The sequence below is a fragment of the Ruminococcoides bili genome, from assembly GCF_040093295.1.
Taxonomy (GTDB): domain Bacteria; phylum Bacillota; class Clostridia; order Oscillospirales; family Acutalibacteraceae; genus Ruminococcoides; species Ruminococcoides intestinale_A.
The window spans coordinates 33,451-48,955 of sequence record NZ_JBBNJY010000014.1 but is presented as its reverse complement, the minus strand read 5'-3'; the positions used below and the strand labels follow the sequence as shown (position 1 = coordinate 48,955).

Annotated in this window: 18 protein-coding genes, 3 tRNA genes and 1 rRNA gene; all 22 read left to right on the top strand. The window is 40.3% G+C overall.

Annotated features, from left to right (window positions below; translation table 11 throughout):
- Positions 1 to 145 precede the first annotated feature (145 nt).
- The 22 genes from AAAY30_RS06335 to AAAY30_RS06230 all read left to right on the top strand — a co-directional run bounded on the left by AAAY30_RS06335 (position 146) and on the right by AAAY30_RS06230 (position 15,311).
- A tRNA-Lys gene (locus tag AAAY30_RS06335) sits at positions 146 to 221 on the top strand.
- A 55-nt stretch (positions 222 to 276) separates the two neighbouring features.
- Positions 277 to 351, top strand: a tRNA-Glu gene (locus tag AAAY30_RS06330).
- A gap of 51 nt (positions 352 to 402) precedes the next feature.
- Positions 403 to 519: ribosomal RNA gene (gene rrf / locus AAAY30_RS06325) — 5S ribosomal RNA — on the top strand.
- Positions 520 to 736: 217 nt separating this feature from the next.
- Positions 737 to 812, top strand: a tRNA-Asn gene (locus AAAY30_RS06320).
- A 404-nt stretch (positions 813 to 1,216) separates the two neighbouring features.
- Positions 1,217 to 1,378 (top strand): hypothetical protein, encoded by a 162-nt coding sequence (locus AAAY30_RS06315; protein WP_295026665.1) that lies wholly within the window; start codon positions 1,217 to 1,219, stop codon positions 1,376 to 1,378.
- Between the two features lie 78 nt (positions 1,379 to 1,456).
- Positions 1,457 to 1,774: a DUF4314 domain-containing protein gene (locus AAAY30_RS06310; protein WP_295026664.1), complete on the top strand. Its 318-nt coding sequence runs from the start codon at positions 1,457 to 1,459 to the stop codon at positions 1,772 to 1,774.
- A 103-nt stretch (positions 1,775 to 1,877) separates the two neighbouring features.
- Complete coding sequence (gene dcm, locus AAAY30_RS06305; protein ID WP_337381496.1) at positions 1,878 to 2,798, top strand: DNA (cytosine-5-)-methyltransferase; 921 nt, start codon at positions 1,878 to 1,880, stop codon at positions 2,796 to 2,798.
- 158 nt (positions 2,799 to 2,956) lie between these two features.
- The gene (locus tag AAAY30_RS06300) at positions 2,957 to 3,910 is read left to right on the top strand and encodes a DNA adenine methylase (RefSeq protein WP_499215900.1); all 954 of its coding nucleotides are present in this window, start codon (positions 2,957 to 2,959) and stop codon (positions 3,908 to 3,910) included.
- The gene (locus AAAY30_RS06295) at positions 3,900 to 4,112 is read left to right on the top strand and encodes a hypothetical protein (protein WP_337381492.1); all 213 of its coding nucleotides are present in this window, start codon (positions 3,900 to 3,902) and stop codon (positions 4,110 to 4,112) included. The genes AAAY30_RS06300 and AAAY30_RS06295 overlap by 11 nt, the downstream gene beginning before the upstream one ends.
- On the top strand, positions 4,112 to 4,399 hold the full coding sequence (locus AAAY30_RS06290; protein WP_302191456.1) for an AbrB/MazE/SpoVT family DNA-binding domain-containing protein: 288 nt from the start codon (positions 4,112 to 4,114) through the stop codon (positions 4,397 to 4,399). Before AAAY30_RS06295 ends, AAAY30_RS06290 begins: the two co-directional genes overlap by 1 nt.
- Before the next feature lie 17 nt (positions 4,400 to 4,416).
- A complete protein-coding gene (locus tag AAAY30_RS06285) occupies positions 4,417 to 4,815 on the top strand; it encodes a SpoVG family protein (protein ID WP_302191455.1) in 399 nt (132 codons plus the stop codon).
- A 72-nt stretch (positions 4,816 to 4,887) separates the two neighbouring features.
- The gene (locus tag AAAY30_RS06280) at positions 4,888 to 5,061 is read left to right on the top strand and encodes a hypothetical protein (protein WP_302191454.1); all 174 of its coding nucleotides are present in this window, start codon (positions 4,888 to 4,890) and stop codon (positions 5,059 to 5,061) included.
- 82 nt (positions 5,062 to 5,143) lie between these two features.
- Positions 5,144 to 5,896 (top strand): hypothetical protein, encoded by a 753-nt coding sequence (locus AAAY30_RS06275; protein WP_499215901.1) that lies wholly within the window; start codon positions 5,144 to 5,146, stop codon positions 5,894 to 5,896.
- Between the two features lie 67 nt (positions 5,897 to 5,963).
- Positions 5,964 to 6,563, top strand: coding sequence for a hypothetical protein (locus tag AAAY30_RS06270; RefSeq protein WP_412122705.1), 600 nt, complete (start codon positions 5,964 to 5,966; stop codon positions 6,561 to 6,563).
- Positions 6,564 to 6,642: 79 nt separating this feature from the next.
- On the top strand, positions 6,643 to 10,353 hold the full coding sequence (locus tag AAAY30_RS06265; protein ID WP_499215902.1) for a SpaA isopeptide-forming pilin-related protein: 3,711 nt from the start codon (positions 6,643 to 6,645) through the stop codon (positions 10,351 to 10,353).
- Positions 10,353 to 10,703, top strand: coding sequence for a DUF7768 domain-containing protein (locus AAAY30_RS06260; protein WP_480934942.1), 351 nt, complete (start codon positions 10,353 to 10,355; stop codon positions 10,701 to 10,703). Before AAAY30_RS06265 ends, AAAY30_RS06260 begins: the two co-directional genes overlap by 1 nt.
- Positions 10,681 to 11,025, top strand: a complete 345-nt coding sequence (locus tag AAAY30_RS06255) for a DUF3852 domain-containing protein (RefSeq protein WP_480934943.1) — start codon at positions 10,681 to 10,683, stop codon at positions 11,023 to 11,025. The genes AAAY30_RS06260 and AAAY30_RS06255 overlap by 23 nt, the downstream gene beginning before the upstream one ends.
- A 45-nt stretch (positions 11,026 to 11,070) precedes the next feature.
- The gene (locus AAAY30_RS06250) at positions 11,071 to 12,018 is read left to right on the top strand and encodes a conjugal transfer protein TrbL family protein (protein WP_499215903.1); all 948 of its coding nucleotides are present in this window, start codon (positions 11,071 to 11,073) and stop codon (positions 12,016 to 12,018) included.
- Between the two features lie 183 nt (positions 12,019 to 12,201).
- Positions 12,202 to 12,471, top strand: coding sequence for a hypothetical protein (locus tag AAAY30_RS06245; protein ID WP_302488143.1), 270 nt, complete (start codon positions 12,202 to 12,204; stop codon positions 12,469 to 12,471).
- Positions 12,468 to 13,058, top strand: a complete 591-nt coding sequence (locus AAAY30_RS06240; protein ID WP_443711565.1) for a hypothetical protein — start codon at positions 12,468 to 12,470, stop codon at positions 13,056 to 13,058. The genes AAAY30_RS06245 and AAAY30_RS06240 overlap by 4 nt, the downstream gene beginning before the upstream one ends.
- Entirely contained in the window at positions 13,045 to 13,863 is an 819-nt protein-coding gene (srtB, locus tag AAAY30_RS06235; RefSeq protein WP_499215904.1) for a class B sortase, read from the top strand. The genes AAAY30_RS06240 and srtB overlap by 14 nt, the downstream gene beginning before the upstream one ends.
- A 14-nt stretch (positions 13,864 to 13,877) precedes the next feature.
- A complete protein-coding gene (locus tag AAAY30_RS06230; protein WP_443711563.1) occupies positions 13,878 to 15,311 on the top strand; it encodes a VirB4 family type IV secretion system protein in 1,434 nt (477 codons plus the stop codon).
- The last annotated feature ends 194 nt before the right edge of the window (positions 15,312 to 15,505 follow it).

The window sequence follows — 15,505 nt, the reverse complement described above, 5'->3', positions numbered from 1 at the left end:
AGGCATTTAGCTTGGCAGTACTAATAGGTCGAGGGCTTGACCACAAGAGTCTTTTGGTCAGCTTATTAAAGTATTTACAATATTGCTTCTCACTTTGCTTAATCTTTATTCAGTTTTCAGGGCGCTGTCAAAGCGACTGTGAAATGCACCATTAGCTCAGTTGGTAGAGCACCTGACTCTTAATCAGGGTGTCCCGGGTTCGAGCCCCTGATGGTGCACCAAAAAGGTAACAGGGGCTAATGAAAAGAAGACCATTAGCCTTTGTTACAAACAGATGGCTCGTTGGTCAAGCGGTTAAGACTCCGGCCTCTCACGCCGGCAACGCGGGTTCGATTCCCGCACGAGTCACCATGAAGATGGTATAAACTTCTCAAATAAGGGAAGAATAAATACAAGAGAATAGTTGGTGTTGATGACGCTGAGGGTCCACCTGTTCCCATACCGAACACAGAAGTTAAGCTCAGTGGTGCCGAAAATACTTGGCTGGTGACGGCCTGGAAAGATAGGGAGATGCCAACACAGGCGAAACACCTAATCAGGTGTTTTGCACTATATTCCTCCATAGCTCAGTTGGTAGTGCGAGTGTACAGAAATGTACCGAAAACTATTGATTAGTTTGAGGAAACACCCAAATATGTTGTTTAAGTTCACTACCGGAGGCTTAAATAACAAAAAAGATTGCTCTTTGTGCAGTCTTGACAAAAATCTTTGAGCAAAATCAAAGAAAATTGTATATTCCTCCATAGCTCAGTCGGTAGAGCGCATGACTGTTAATCATGATGTCACTGGTTCGAGCCCAGTTGGGGGAGCCAAAAGAGGCTCATAGTTTTTCTATGAGCCTCAATTACTTATATATAAAATTTATTTCCGGTAGAAGTGATAATTGTTTTATCGGAAAGGAATAGATATGGAGTTCGAAAATATGACAGACAAACAATTTGATGTTCTTATGAACTCAATTATCCAAATAGTGAAGGATTCTGAAACTAAAGATGAAGCTGTTGAAAAGCTACAAAATTTAGTTAAAGGTAAAGAAAACTGATTACTTTCGCTAATCTGCTTAATTTAATATTATCAAATATATGAGTCAATTATCATATTTCTTATTTTAGAGATATAGTAATTGGCTCTTTTTTTATTTGGCTATCGTTTTAATTTTTTTGATTAGAACGGTTGCCTTTTTTATTTGCAAAAAATTTGAAAGGAATGATTTTAAATGTATTTTACCGACACACCCGAACTCAGAAAGTTTGAAAGAGAGATGCGTCAGAAACCTAATTTTGACAGGCGTAATGATGATAACAATGAAAGCGAGATTGCACATTTCTCTGACAACAAAAAACTTAATACAAACAGAAACAAGAAAGACATGGGTTGATTTTATGACTATAAAAATCATGAGTCCTACTAATGGATATTGCTTGAGTCAAAACTAAAAAAATAGGAGATGTATAACTTGAACGAATATGAAAGACAGCGCAGAATAGCTGAAAGCACAAAGAAATTGTATCCGCCGGGAACAAGAATTGAGCTTATCCATATGAATGACCCACACGCACCTGTTCCGGCAGGCACAAGAGGAACAGTTAAATTTGTTGATTCAATGGGAACGATATTCCCTGAGTGGGATAACAATCGAACCATTGGTATCGTTCCCGGTGAGGACTCATTCAGAAAGCTCACACAGGAAGAAATCGAAGCAGAAAACCAATCTGAATCAGAAGTTGAAGATGAAACTCCTGATGAGGATAGCGGAATGACAATGGGAATGTGAGGTGTTTTTTAATCTATAAATCTTCGGTGAGCTGAAGATTTATGTCCATCAAATTCTTTGATATGTTTGCAGGCTCGGCGTTTTTCGTTCAGGCCTTGAAGCCATAGGTGGTTTTGAGTGCGTCGGATACTGCGAAATCGATAAGTATGCAAAGCAGGCATATGAAGCAATGTACGATACGAGAGGTGAACTTTACTTTGATGACGCAAGAAAAATTGTATCCGAACAGTTACCCGATTTCGACCTTCTGGTTGGAGGATTTCCCTGTCAGTCTTTCTCAATCGCCGGAGCAAGAAAAGGATTTGACGATACAAGAGGAACGCTGTTTTTTGAGATTGCTCGAATTGCTTCCGTTAAAAAACCTAAGTATATCTTCCTCGAGAATGTTCCCGGTATGCTTAACCACGACAAAGGCAGGACATTTGAAACAATCCTCCGTACATTGGATGGTTTGGGGTATAATGTGTGCTGGCAGGTACTTAACATCAAAAATTTCGGATTGCTGATAAAAGCTAAGACCAAAGACGGTTATCAGGTTGCATATCCCGGCGACAGCATTGATACTGCTTTTTCTGGACAGAACTCAAGACGTGGTCGAGTCGGCAATCAGATAGCACATACTCTGACAACTTCTGCAACGCAGGCGTATTATTTTATAGACCTGAACCCCGATCCAAAGCTGACAGAAATTGCAAGGTGCATAACAGCAAGGCACGATTCGGGAATCAGTAACCGAAAGGCTGAACATTCGGGCGTTTTCGTTGAAAGCACGGATTTTACAGATGATGAAAAGTTTGCAGTAGCCTTTATTGAGCCGAACGGCGAAGTTCACATCGGCAGAATACGAAAGCTTACTCCGATGGAGTGCTGGAAATTACAAGGTTTCACGGACGATCAATTCGACAAAGCAAAAGCGACAGGACTATCCGACAGCAGGCTATACAAAATGGCAGGAAATGCGGTGACAGTGAATGTAATTTCTGAAATCGGTAAGATTATCAAGAAAGTAAACGATAAAAATTAAATAACAACAACTAATATCAATCGTTCCTAACGAGTGATATTGGTTTTTATATATAAGCCGTTGGTTGAGTTAAATACTTAATCAACGGCTTTTTGTCGTTTCAGGGGCGATTGATATTCCGAGAGGAGTGAAAAGTAATCAAAACCCCTGTAAGTTGGATGGGTAACAAAACCTCCATCCTTCATATTTTGTACGCCCTGTTTCCTCTGAATTACGAAAGGTATATTGAACCCTTCGGAGGTTCGGGAGCGGTACTTTTAGGCAAGAAAAAGCCTGATAAAATGGAGGTTTACAACGATTTCAATCATAATCTTGTAAACCTTTTTCGCTGTATGCGTGACAGACCTATGGCGTTCATAAAAGAACTCGGATTTTATCCGCTTAATTCAAGGGATAATTTCAATGCAATAAAGAACTTTTTTAAACAGGAAAAGTTTGACGATAAGTACCTTGATGAGGAATTGGAACTGACGAAGATTATTCTTCCCGACTTGAAAGCAGAAGAAATCATAGAATTGTATATAAAAATGAAACAGGACTACGACTTGCGCAGAGCAGTAATGTTTCTGAAACTTTTGCGATACAGCTATTCAAGCGGCGGAAAATCATTTGCCTGTCAGCCATTTTCAGTAGTGAGCCTTTTTCAACTGATAGAGCAAGTTGGAAAACGGCTTGAAAATACTGTGATTGAAAATCAGGATTTCGAGGTATTAATCAAGCATTATGACCGAGATAATGCCTTTTTCTACTGCGATCCGCCGTATTTTTCAAGTGAATATGTTTATCAGTGTGGTTTCACTTGGGTTGACCATCTGAGGCTGAAAAACGCACTTGCAAATTCAAAGGGTAAATGGCTTGTTTCATACAACGATTGTGAGGAAATCCGTAATTTATATGACGGATATTCATTCTTTGATTTCACAAGGCTTCATAATATGAAACAGCGAATTAATGCAGGCGAGCAGTTCCCCGAACTGCTAATCAGCAACTACGATATGTATGAAAGGCAGAGAAACAAGCCGTTGCAGTTAAGTCTGCTTGACTTGACAACCGAACAACAAATTGATTTAGAACAAATTTTGAAGGAGTGTATTATTAACAATGGAAAATAGAATTTATGTAAGCATACCGCTTGACGCACTTATTGTATCAGGAATTACATCCGACTGTGCTGTGCAGATTTCAGCTGTGGACGGAGCAATTCTGATTGAGAGGTGCGATGGCGATTGCGTAAATTTTGATGACGAGTGTAATTGTTGCGACTGTATCTGTGATGAGTGCAGAGCAGAGCTTGCGGAAAGCGAGGACGAGTAGTGCTTAAAATTTACAGAGTTCTCGGTAAAAAAGGAAGAATTACAATTCCCTATGAAATCCGTCAGCAAATCGGATTCAGATACAACGATGTTTTATCATTCAACCAGCAGGATGACGGCTCGGTACTTGTCAGGCGAGAAAAAATATGCGACAACTGCAAGGAGTTAGCAGAAGAATATGAGGAAAATTTCACCCTTGAAGATTTCCTCGACAGCCTGTCAGAGGAAGAACAGAGAAACGCACTTTTGCATCTTTCTCTGTTGTGGGCAGAAAAGCTGAAACACTAAATCGGAGGTAAATTCATATGGCACAGAATACAAATTTCAAAGGAAACAAAAACAACAATCAGAAAAGGAAACTGCCGTATATCAAGGTAAGGATTGATAAGCTCGTTGATGTAGATGATTGCAACACAAAGGCGTTTGCAAGCGTTACTGTCAGCGGTGCGGTGGCTATTCACGGAATCAGAGTGATGAATTCTAGAAAAGGCTTATTTGTTGCAATGCCTGCAAGTAACTATGTTGATGAAAACGGCGAAACGAAGTTCAGCGAGATTGCTCACCCGATTTCCAAAGAAGTCAGAGATTTACTCAACAGCAAGGTTATGGAAGCGTATCATCAGGCACTTGATGAACAGCAGAGCGAAGATGAATCCGAGAATATGTCAGAGGATGAAACGGAGAGCTTTACACAGAGTATGTAAATTCAGTTGACCGTTGTTTTTTAGTAATGTATAATATCTGTATTATAAATCGGATTTTTGGAGGTAAAAACAATGATAGAAAGGTGTAAAAACTGTGGAAAAAAAGTTGAGTATGAATTAGTGGGAACTGTTTATCCTGGTGGCAAGGATAGAGAAGAAGCTATTTGCCCATATTGTGGCAATATTTTAGAATCAAGAATGACAAGTCAGTTCTATTATGTTAAAGGTCTTGAAGATGACAATTAAATAACTTCTGGTTTGTCATAAAAAAACTCTGGACATTTGAAATTCTTTGGATATACTTAGTGCTTGAAAGGACGGCGATAGTATGAAAAAGAAAATCGCTATAATGTTAAGCATAATATTAATGGCAGGAACATTCACAGCTTGTACTGCAGAAGAAAAAGTGAATAACGATGTTAAGACATCCGTAGTTTCAAAGGCTGCGGATGTTTCTGTATCTGGGGAAAGTTCTGAAATGGCAACAACAGAAAAAGCAACTGAAACAACCACCACCGAAAAAACCACCGTTTCAAAAGAAACAGAGCCTTCGGAACAGAATACCAAAACCGAAGAAAAAGCCGACAGTGGGCAAAATTCGGCGGTTGTTTCGGCAACGAATCCGATTCAGAAAACACAATCCGAGGTTCAGAATATCAGCAAGAATACAGCGAACAGTAATAAGCAAAAATCAGAATCGACTGCTAAAAAAGAAACTGAAAATTCTACTCAAAAGCCTGTGCAGAAGCCTACGGAAAAGCCAACACAGAAACCTACGCAAAAACCTACGCAACCGCCTACTAAAGCAAAAACGGTTGATGTTCAGTATGCGGTGAGTACCTGTATAGCCTACGGTCAACAGCTTGGAATGAAATACGATTCCTCACTGAATACAGGCAACGCAAGCTGGTTCTCGCCCACAAACGCATCATATTATGATGATACGCAAAGCCTGACTGCAGATTGCTATGGTGATGTTGAGTATGTAGCCTACTACTACCAAAGCAGTGGCATTACTCCAAGCGACTTATCATTCAATGTAATCGCAGACAATAACAAAATATATGTAGTCTATTGCTAAATAAGGCTATGAAATCTAAACACCCGAATGTCAAAGTTCGGGTGTTTTTTATGAAAGGAAAATGACAATGAAAATCAATAATATTACACTCTCGGATCTCCGCCGTATGAACGGCAAGGAAGGACTCATCTTGCAGGGCTGCGGAGGTGAAACACAGGAATGGGTGGACGGCATCAATAAAATGCTCACGGATAAGGGAATACTTCTTAACAATACAAAGTTTGAGCATGTTTCTGTGTTTCAAAATGACGGCGTTACCTGTATACTTTATCCATTTGAAGATGTCCACCTTGACATCGGCAACCTTGCAATGTGGAGATTACAGTCATACACAGCATTTGCCGGAACTTGGCTTTCCGATTATGTAGATAACAAGCTCGGTGGTTTTATTATCGATGAACAGAGCAAAGCAGAAAAGGTCAAACCCGACTGTGCATTGATAGGTCAGGATGGCAATATATTCAATCTGTTAGGAATTGCAAGCCGTACATTAAAGCAAAACAGTATGGCTTACGAAGCAAAAGAAATGTGCAGTCGTGTTACGAGTTCTGGCAGTTACTGCGAAGCGCTGAACATTATCGGCGAATATGTAAATATAACGGACGGCAGTGAGCAGTCCGATGATATAGATGAAGATTTCAATGAAGGGCAGGCGATGAAATTATGATTGTATTTAAACAGAATAAGACGTCAATCGGGGCAAGGGTAAAATCTTGCCCAATATTTTTTATGAAAGGATTTTTAAAATGACTAAGTTAATCAGAAATAAGAAATTCACAAGAATAACTGCACTTTTACTCGTGGTTGCCGTAATATTCGGAACAATGTTCTCGCTCCCTGTAAGTGCGGCAAGCGGTGATAAGGTGACAATCACCTTTGATTACTGTTATGACAGTACAGGAAACATAATCAAATTTCAGCAGACAACAGTCAACGACGGTTATACTGTAGGTACAGTGGGCGAAGAGTTGTGCAAGATTTTTGCAGACGGCAAAGAAGCCTACTGTATTGAACCCGGTCACACGCTCTACTCGGGCAATACGCTGACAGAAAGTGCCTCAACCGTTTGGAAAAATTTAGGCTCGGCAAAGCAGAAAGCAATTAACCTTGCTCTGCTCTACGGCAAACCCGGTTCAGGAAAAAGCTTAAGCGGAACAGAGGATCAGAAATGGGTGGCAACACAGCTGATTGTATGGGAATTTGTTTCAGGATGCAGAAATACTGCCGACGGTTACAAGTGTACAAATACAAAGTTCATTGACGGCATTTGTGCAGGCGGCGCAAACCCCGGAGTTAAGTCAGTTTACAATGCAATCTCAAAAAGTCTTGCAAATTACTCAACTGTTCCGAGCTTCGCAAGTGCAATCGCTTCGAAGGCTGAAACCTATGAAATGAAATACTCGGACGGAAAGTACACATTAACCCTTACCGACAGCAACAGTATTCTTTCGGATTTCAGCTTCAAAACCACAAGCGGAATTTCCGTTTTAAAATCCGGTAATAAGCTGACATTAACTTCAACTTCGCCAGTCAATAATGCAGTAACATTCAACTCTGCAAAGTCAATGCCAAGCGTTAGCGGTACTACTCTTGTTCCCTACGGTGACGCAAGCCTTCAGGATGTAATCACAGGAGTTGAAAATGACGCTGACCCGATAAGGGCATATTTCAAGGTCAAGACAAGCTCGGGCAACCTAAAGCTTGTCAAAACCTCCGAGGACGGCAATGTTGCAAATATTGAGTTTACTGTCAACGGCGATGGTTACAGCAAAACTGCAAAAACCAATTCAAAAGGCGAATTTGAATTAACCGACCTTGTTCCCGGAAAATACACGGTTACCGAGCATACTCCGACAGAGTATGCCGAACAAAAATCAAAGACCGTAAATGTTGAAAGTGGGAAAACGGTAACTGTATCTTTCAGTAATGTTCTTAAAAAGTGGAATCTTACTGTTACTAAAACGGACGCTGAAACAAAGTCTGCACAGGGTGATGCAACACTCGCAGGAGCAGTTTACGGTATCTACGATAACGGCGAGGTGGTTGACAAGTACACCACCGATAAAAACGGCAGTTTTACAACCTCCTATTATGTTTGCGGAGATAAGTGGACTTTAAAAGAAATTGAGCCAAGCGAGGGTTATCTGCTTGACGAAACCGAGTATCATATCGGCGCAGAAGCAAAGAAATACACCATTGAAAACAACAGCATTTCAATGGGCGTTACAGAGGATATTTTAAAGGGCAAAATCTCCATTATCAAGCACACTGATGACGGCAGTACGAAAATTGAAACACCCGAAAAAGGTGCAGAATTTCAGGTGTATCTGAAATCATCGGGAAGCTATGCAAAAGCAACAGAATCCGAAAGAGATACTCTTGTTTGTGATGAATACGGCTTTGCGGAAACAAAGGATTTGCCTTACGGCACATACACTGTTCATCAGACCAAAGGCTGGAACGGCACAGAGTCCATTGCCGATTTTGATGTATTCATTTCTGAAAATAATAAGACTTACAAATACCTCATCAATAACGCAAGCCTTGAAAGCTATGTAAAGATGGTAAAGGTTGACAGCGAAACAGGCAAACAGATTCCATACTCCGGTGCCGGATTTCAAATTTACAGTCCAAAGGGAGAGCTTGTAACAATGAAGTACACCTATCCGATTGTTACAGAGATTGACACCTTCTACACGAACAGCGAGGGTTATCTGATTACACCCGAATCTCTGCCCTACGGCAAAGGCTATTCAGTCGTTGAAGTGCAGGCTCCTTACGGATATATCCTCGACAGCACACCTGTACATTTTGATATTACGGCAGAAAACACAAGTGAAGAAAACGGCGTTACAATCGTAAAAGCCGAGAAGAAAAATACTCCGCAGAAAGGTACAATTACCGTAGAAAAAACAGGCGAGATTTTCTCGAATGTAACTGCAGTCGGCGGCGGATATACTGATGAAAGCGGAAATGATGTTGCACTTACGACCGTATATCAGCCTGAATATTCTGTAAGCGGTTTGTCGGGTGCAGTGTTTGAAATTTATGCAGATGAGGACATTACAACACCTGACGGAACAGTAAGAGCAAAGAAAGACGAGCTTGTCGCAACACTGAAAACAAACACAAAAGGCACAGCAACAAGCAAACAGCTTTACATTGGCAAATACCGTGTTGTTGAAACCGTTGCACCGTATGGAACAGTTATCAATCCCGAACCTCATACGGTTGAACTTACCTACTCAGGACAGAACGAAAAGGTAACCAACACCTCAACATCATTTACAAACGACAGGCAAAAGGTTGAAATCGACCTTACAAAAATTCTTGAACAGGACGAGAAATTCAACATCGGCAGTAATGACGAAATCCTCAATGTTTCATTCGGACTTTACGCTGATGAAGATTTAAAGGCTTCAAACGGTACGGTCATTCCAACGAACGGGCTTCTTGAAATAATCTCTTGTGATGAAAAAGGCAAAGCGACTTTCACAACAGACCTTCCAATCGGAAAATATTATGTTAAGGAAAACAGCACTGACAGCCACTATATTCTTTCCGATAAAAAATACCCCGTTGTATTTGAATATGCAGGACAGGATACAGCAACTGTTCGTATTTCTGTAAATGACGGTGAACCGATTGAAAATGAAATCATCTATGGCACAATCAAAGGCTTGAAGATTGACCGTGAAACAGGCGAAAATATCGCAGGCGCATTATTTGGATTGTTCAGTATTACTGAAACCAAATTTATAGAAGAAACTGCAATTCTGACATCCGAATCAAATGAGGAAGGAATATTCACTTTTGAAAATGTTCCATACGGCGAATACATTGTCAGTGAATTAAAGCCTGCCGAGGGTTATCTCCCTAATGAAGAAAACTATACCGTAACAATTTCTGAGAACAAGGAAATTATCGAAATCACAGTCGAGAACGATAAAATACCCGAACTCGGAACAACTGCAACTATTGACGGCAAAAAGGAATTTACGGTAAACGGCGATGTAACTATTGATGATGTCGTGTCATACAAGCACCTTGTACCCGGCAAAGAATACACGGTTAAAGGTATTTTGATGGATAAAGCAACAGGCAAACCATTTCTTGTAGACGGTAAGGAAATCACCTCAGAAGTAACCTTTACAGCAGAAAAAGCAAACAGCGAAGTGACAGTCTCCTTTACCTTTGACGGCTCGATAATTACAAAAGATACTGATGTCGTTGTGTTTGAAAGTCTTTATTATGATGGTGTTGAAATCGCCGTACACGCCGACATTGATGACACAGATCAGACAGTAACAATTCATCCACAGCCTGAACCCGAAAAACCGCAGACTGGTGATAACTCAAATCTCGGCTTTTATATCGGCTTGGGTTCTGTTGCTGTCGGCGGTTTGATTGCATTTCTTATCATAAAATTTAAAAGGAAAGATGAGGACGATGAATAATGCACAGGGCATATATCTGTTCGCCTTTGGGCGGTAATGTATCTGTAAACATTGAAAACGCAAAACGATATGCACGATATGCGTTAGAGTGCGGTATGGCTCCGTTCATACCGCATTTTTACGCCCTGATTTTGAATGATGACAATGAAGAAGAGAGAAATCTCGGAATGCTTGCCGGACTTTCTATGCTTTGGGTTTGCGATGCGGTCTGGGTTTTCGGTGATGAAATAACCGATGGCATGAAAACAGAGATTCGCTTTGCCGAAAAGCTGAACATCAAAGTCAGATATATATCGGAGAATGATTTAAGAAAATCGGAGGTAAAAAATGATAAAGTCAAGAAAAATTAAGTTGTTGAAGTGGTTGGCAGGAATATCAGTAATACTGTTAATGCTCGGAATATCGGCAGTAACAGTCTTTGCCGCAGGAGATGTATCATCAGCAATCGAAAGCACATGGACATCGGCACAAACACAGATAAAAAGCGTTGTAAATAATGTTGTTTTTCCTGCGGTGGATATGATTCTTGCTATACTTTTCTTTGTTAAACTGGCTACGGCTTATCTCGATTACCGCAAGCACGGACAGTTTGAATTCACCGCACCGGCAATACTTTTCGGCTGTCTTGTGTTCTCGCTGACTGCACCGCTATACATCTGGACGGTACTTTGATAACAATAAAAATAAGGCTGTTGTGTTAAGTCATAACAGCCTTTTGTGGAGGTGATTTATATTTTTGACTGGTTAGGAGATTTCATCGGCGGAATCGGAAGTGCCATAGGCGAGGTGTTTGACTTCCTCGGTGAGCAAATCTCAAACGCAATATGGAACACGATGTTACAGTGGTTCTATGAAACGATTTACAACGCTGTCGCAGACTTTTTTACTATGATGGGAAATATGGGTGCAGATGTGTTTGACCTTGAATGGGTGCAGGCGACAATAAATCTGTTTACTCTTTTTGGCTGGGCATTGTTCGTCGCAGGCACGGTCGTTGCCGTGTTTGATGTTGCAATAGAGTATCAGAACGGCAGAGCAAATATCAAAACAACCGCTATAAATGTATTAAAAGGGTTCTTTGCCTGTTCGCTGTTTGGCGTAGTACCTGTGGAGTTGTATAAGTTCTGCATCAGCCTGCAAAACACATTTTCAAAGGATTTGTCGTCCATAATGGCAGGACAGCAAAGCCTTGATTTAGCCGGACAAAGCACAAGTGTTTTAGAGGGCAGTTTTGCAGTTTCTGTTCAAGTGAATTTTGGTTTGCTGAATCTGTTATGTATGATAGCTTTTGCCTACTGCGTAATAAAAATATTTTTTGCGAACATCAAGCGTGGAGGAATTCTGCTCATTCAGATGGCGGTAGGTGCGTTGTATATGTTCAGCGTTCCGAGAGGATATCAGGACGGCTTTAATCAGTGGATGAAACAGATAGCGGCACTATGCCTGACAGCATTTATGCAGACAACTCTGCTGTTCCTCGGGTTGCTGACCTTTCCCGGCAATATGATTTTAGGACTGGGAATAATGCTTGCATCAAACGAAGTTCCGAGAATTGCACAGCAGTTCGGACTTGATTCATCAGTTAAGGTGAATATGACGAGCATTGTTCACGCAACCACTACTGCCGTGAACCTGACGAGAAGTGTTGCGAAAGCGGCTAAATAACTTAGTGCCAATGTTCTACTCCACTTATGTTGCGTAGAACCTTACTGCTTTTTAGCGTAAAATTTCCGCTAAAAAGCAGAGGCGCAATGCTCCTTGGCACAAGTTGCAATCTATCGCAAAGTTCTAATCAAACAAGCTTGTTAGAACTTTGCTCCGATTTAAGACGAAAGGAATTTAAAGATTATGACCACTTATTTATATCCGCAAAATCTAAAATCTACCGCCAATCTGTGGCTGTGGAGCTTACGGGATTTTGCAATTATGAGCATAGCGCTTTTGTTATCAATACTGATACTTGCACAGACGAGGATAATAGTACCGCTTGCAGTGACACTTTGCTTCGGGTTTTTGTCAATAAGGCTTGAAGATACAACAATTCTTGATTTTATCCGCTATGCTGTAAAGTATTTTATTTCAACTCAACAAATTTTTTATTGGAGGGAGAAAAAGTGAAAAAGCAAAAACGAAAAGGCAAATCGGTTCAGGACTTGCTGGGCATAAAAACCTTTACGAAAAACGGCTTGAAGGTTGGCAAGGGAGAACTGATTTTTTATATGGTTCAGCCGACAAATATTTCCGTACTTTCTCACACGAATATCGAAATCAAGGTGCGGCACCTGATGATGGTACTTTCTGCTGTGCCGGATATTGAGATTACCTGTACAGACTCGTGCGAGTGCTTTGATACGAACAAAAGCTATATCAAAGGCAGGATTGAAGCTGAACAGAATGATAAGGTCAGAAAAATTCTTGCTAAAGATCTTGACTTTCTCGACAGTATTCAGACCGAAACCTCAACCGCAAGACAGTTCCTGTTCATTGCAAGGTGTAAATCTTCAAAATCCGAAAATGTTTTGCAGAAAGCAAACAGGGTTGAGAAGATTATTTCAGACCAAGGCTTTGAAGTAACCAGAATGAAGAAAGCCGACATCAAGCGTTTTCTTGCAATATATTTTGACGCAAGTATGAACGGCGATTTGATGCCCGATTATGACGGCGAGCAGTATTTTGAAAAGGAGCAGACCTATGAAGAAGCATAAAGGGAAAATCCAAATGGAAATTGTGATAGGCATATTTTCTGTAATTATAATTGCTTGTCTGATATCAATATTTTCAAGGCTCTATGCCGAAAACAAGGAAACGGAAGAATTCAGACAGCTTGCAGAAATCGTTACCGAGGAAACAACAGATTCAACCATTGAAGAAACCATTAAAAAGCTACATTTATTAAAAGTCAGTGATTCAGATAATGAAGTTCAAACTGGACAGCCTGTGTATTACACAACTTACTATCAGCCACACTCTGTTTCCAATTTGCTGTCGGTAAATAGTGAATGCTTCGGCTGGATAAGCATAGCAGGAACAAATATCAATTATCCTGTCATGCATACACCCAGTAATCCGCAGAAGTATCTGAACAAAAACTTTTACGGCGAGTACAGCTATAGCGGTACACCATTTCTTGATGCAAGGTGTTCAGCCGACAGTACCAATCTCATAATTTACGGACACCATATGAACAACGGCACAATGTTTGCAGACCTTTGCAACTATACCGATTATTCTTATTTTACGGAACATCCGACAGTTATGCTCGAAACGAAAGACGGGGCATTTGCTTACTCCGTCTTTTCTGTTATGAAAGTAAAATCCGATGATGATTGGTACAGATTCACAACAGTTGGAACGGAAAAAAGCTATAACTCAAGAATTGAATATGCAAAAGAGAAATCCATATACGACACAGGAATTACACCTGTTTACGGTCAGCAGATTCTAACGCTTTCAACCTGTTACGGATACAATCAAGATGACCGCATACTTGTGTTGGCAGTTCGAAATTAAAGGGGGTAAAAATTATGGGACTATTCAATAGAAAACCAAAGGTGCTCACACCAGAACAGGCAGAGGAAATTTACACAAAAGATTTCTTTGATATAATTCTGCCGTCAACAATAAAATTCTTGACAGATCACTACATTGTCGGCGACTCATACCGCAGTGTATGGGCGGTTCGTGAATATCCGCCGTCAACTGAAGAACAGGCGATTCTTTCACAGCTTGCAGACAGAAACGGAGTAACTCTCCGCATCTATCACAGACTTGTGGAGAGTATGGAACAGAGAAAAATCATACAGAACGCAACACGCAAAAATAAGCTCAAATCAAGCGGTAACGATGTAAATGAAACCATTGAAGCACAGGGCAACTTGCAGGATGTTGTCACGCTGATGGCGAACTTACGAAAAAACAAAGAACCGTTATTGCATTGTTCTGTGTTCATAGAGCTTAAAGCCAAGAGCAAACAGAAATTGAAGGAGTTGCAAACCGATATTGCAATGGAGCTGACACGCTCCAAGATTGAAGTGGATAGATTAACGCTAAGGCAGAAAGAAGGCTTCTTGTCGGTGAACCCCATAGGTTCAAATCAATTCGGACTTTTGTATGAAAGAGTGTTGCCTGCTTCATCTGTTGCAAATCTGTTTCCGTTTAATTTCAGTGGTAAGACAGACCCTAACGGCTTGTATATCGGTCGAGATAAGTACGGCACGAATATTCTCGTTGATTTTGACCGCAGAACTGAGGACAAGACAACGAGTAACATTCTTATTCTCGGAAACTCAGGTCAGGGTAAATCGTATTTATTGAAACTTATCCTTACAAATATTCGTGAAAGCGGAAAGAAAATCTTATGCCTTGATCCCGAAGCGGAGTATGAGGATTTGACAAATGCCCTCGGCGGTTGTTACATTGATTTTATGTCGGGCAAATACAAAATCAATCCGTTAGAACCAAAGGATTGGGGTAATGCAAATGAAGAAGTTGACTCCAAAACATCCGAACCGTTCAAGCGTGTTACCCGATTATCACAGCACATTGCATTTCTAAAGGACTTTTTCAGAACTTACAAGGATTTCACGGACGCACAGCTTGATACAATTGAAATTCTGCTTATGAAGCTGTACGCACGATTCGGCATTACAGATACAACCGATTACAGCACAAAAAAGCCTATTGATTTTCCGGTTATGAGCGATTTCTATGACTTGTGTGAGGAAGAATATATGACCTACGATCACAAACGGAAATATCTCTACACCGAAGAAATCCTGCAGGAGGTTTGTCTGGGTATTCACAGTATGTGCGTCGGTTCAGAATCAAAGTATTTCAACGGTCATACAAACATCACCGATGACAGATTCCTGTGCTTCGGAGTTAAGGGTTTGCTTGACACTAACCGCAGATTAATAGATGTTAAATATAATTATTGTTCGAAACCGAATAGGATGTAATTAAACGAGATGACCTTTATTGTTTATCTCGTTTTTATTTAGTGAAAAATATGTTTATATTTCAAAAACTATTTTATTAACTTGTTTGCAAAAAAAGTATTATTGATTTTCTTGACAACTTTGAATTTATACGCTAAAATTATATATAGAACATATGTTCTATGCGATCGATCAAAAATATTAATTATTTATTT

Excerpts from the sequence above, each read along its gene's own strand:
- AAAY30_RS06260 (WP_480934942.1), top strand. The coding sequence starts at position 10,353 with ATGCACAGGGCATATATCTGTTCGCCTTTGGGCGGTAATGTATCTGTA.
- AAAY30_RS06245 (WP_302488143.1), top strand. The coding sequence starts at position 12,202 with ATGACCACTTATTTATATCCGCAAAATCTAAAATCTACCGCCAATCTG.
- AAAY30_RS06275 (WP_499215901.1), top strand. The coding sequence starts at position 5,144 with ATGAAAAAGAAAATCGCTATAATGTTAAGCATAATATTAATGGCAGGA.
- AAAY30_RS06285 (WP_302191455.1), top strand. The coding sequence starts at position 4,417 with ATGGCACAGAATACAAATTTCAAAGGAAACAAAAACAACAATCAGAAA.
- AAAY30_RS06255 (WP_480934943.1), top strand. The coding sequence starts at position 10,681 with ATGATAAAGTCAAGAAAAATTAAGTTGTTGAAGTGGTTGGCAGGAATA.
- AAAY30_RS06315 (WP_295026665.1), top strand. The coding sequence starts at position 1,217 with ATGTATTTTACCGACACACCCGAACTCAGAAAGTTTGAAAGAGAGATG.
- AAAY30_RS06300 (WP_499215900.1), top strand. The coding sequence starts at position 2,957 with ATGGGTAACAAAACCTCCATCCTTCATATTTTGTACGCCCTGTTTCCT.
- AAAY30_RS06270 (WP_412122705.1), top strand. The coding sequence starts at position 5,964 with ATGAAAATCAATAATATTACACTCTCGGATCTCCGCCGTATGAACGGC.
- AAAY30_RS06265 (WP_499215902.1), top strand. The coding sequence starts at position 6,643 with ATGACTAAGTTAATCAGAAATAAGAAATTCACAAGAATAACTGCACTT.
- AAAY30_RS06230 (WP_443711563.1), top strand. The coding sequence starts at position 13,878 with ATGGGACTATTCAATAGAAAACCAAAGGTGCTCACACCAGAACAGGCA.
- AAAY30_RS06295 (WP_337381492.1), top strand. The coding sequence starts at position 3,900 with ATGGAAAATAGAATTTATGTAAGCATACCGCTTGACGCACTTATTGTA.
- srtB (WP_499215904.1), top strand. The coding sequence starts at position 13,045 with ATGAAGAAGCATAAAGGGAAAATCCAAATGGAAATTGTGATAGGCATA.
- AAAY30_RS06280 (WP_302191454.1), top strand. The coding sequence starts at position 4,888 with ATGATAGAAAGGTGTAAAAACTGTGGAAAAAAAGTTGAGTATGAATTA.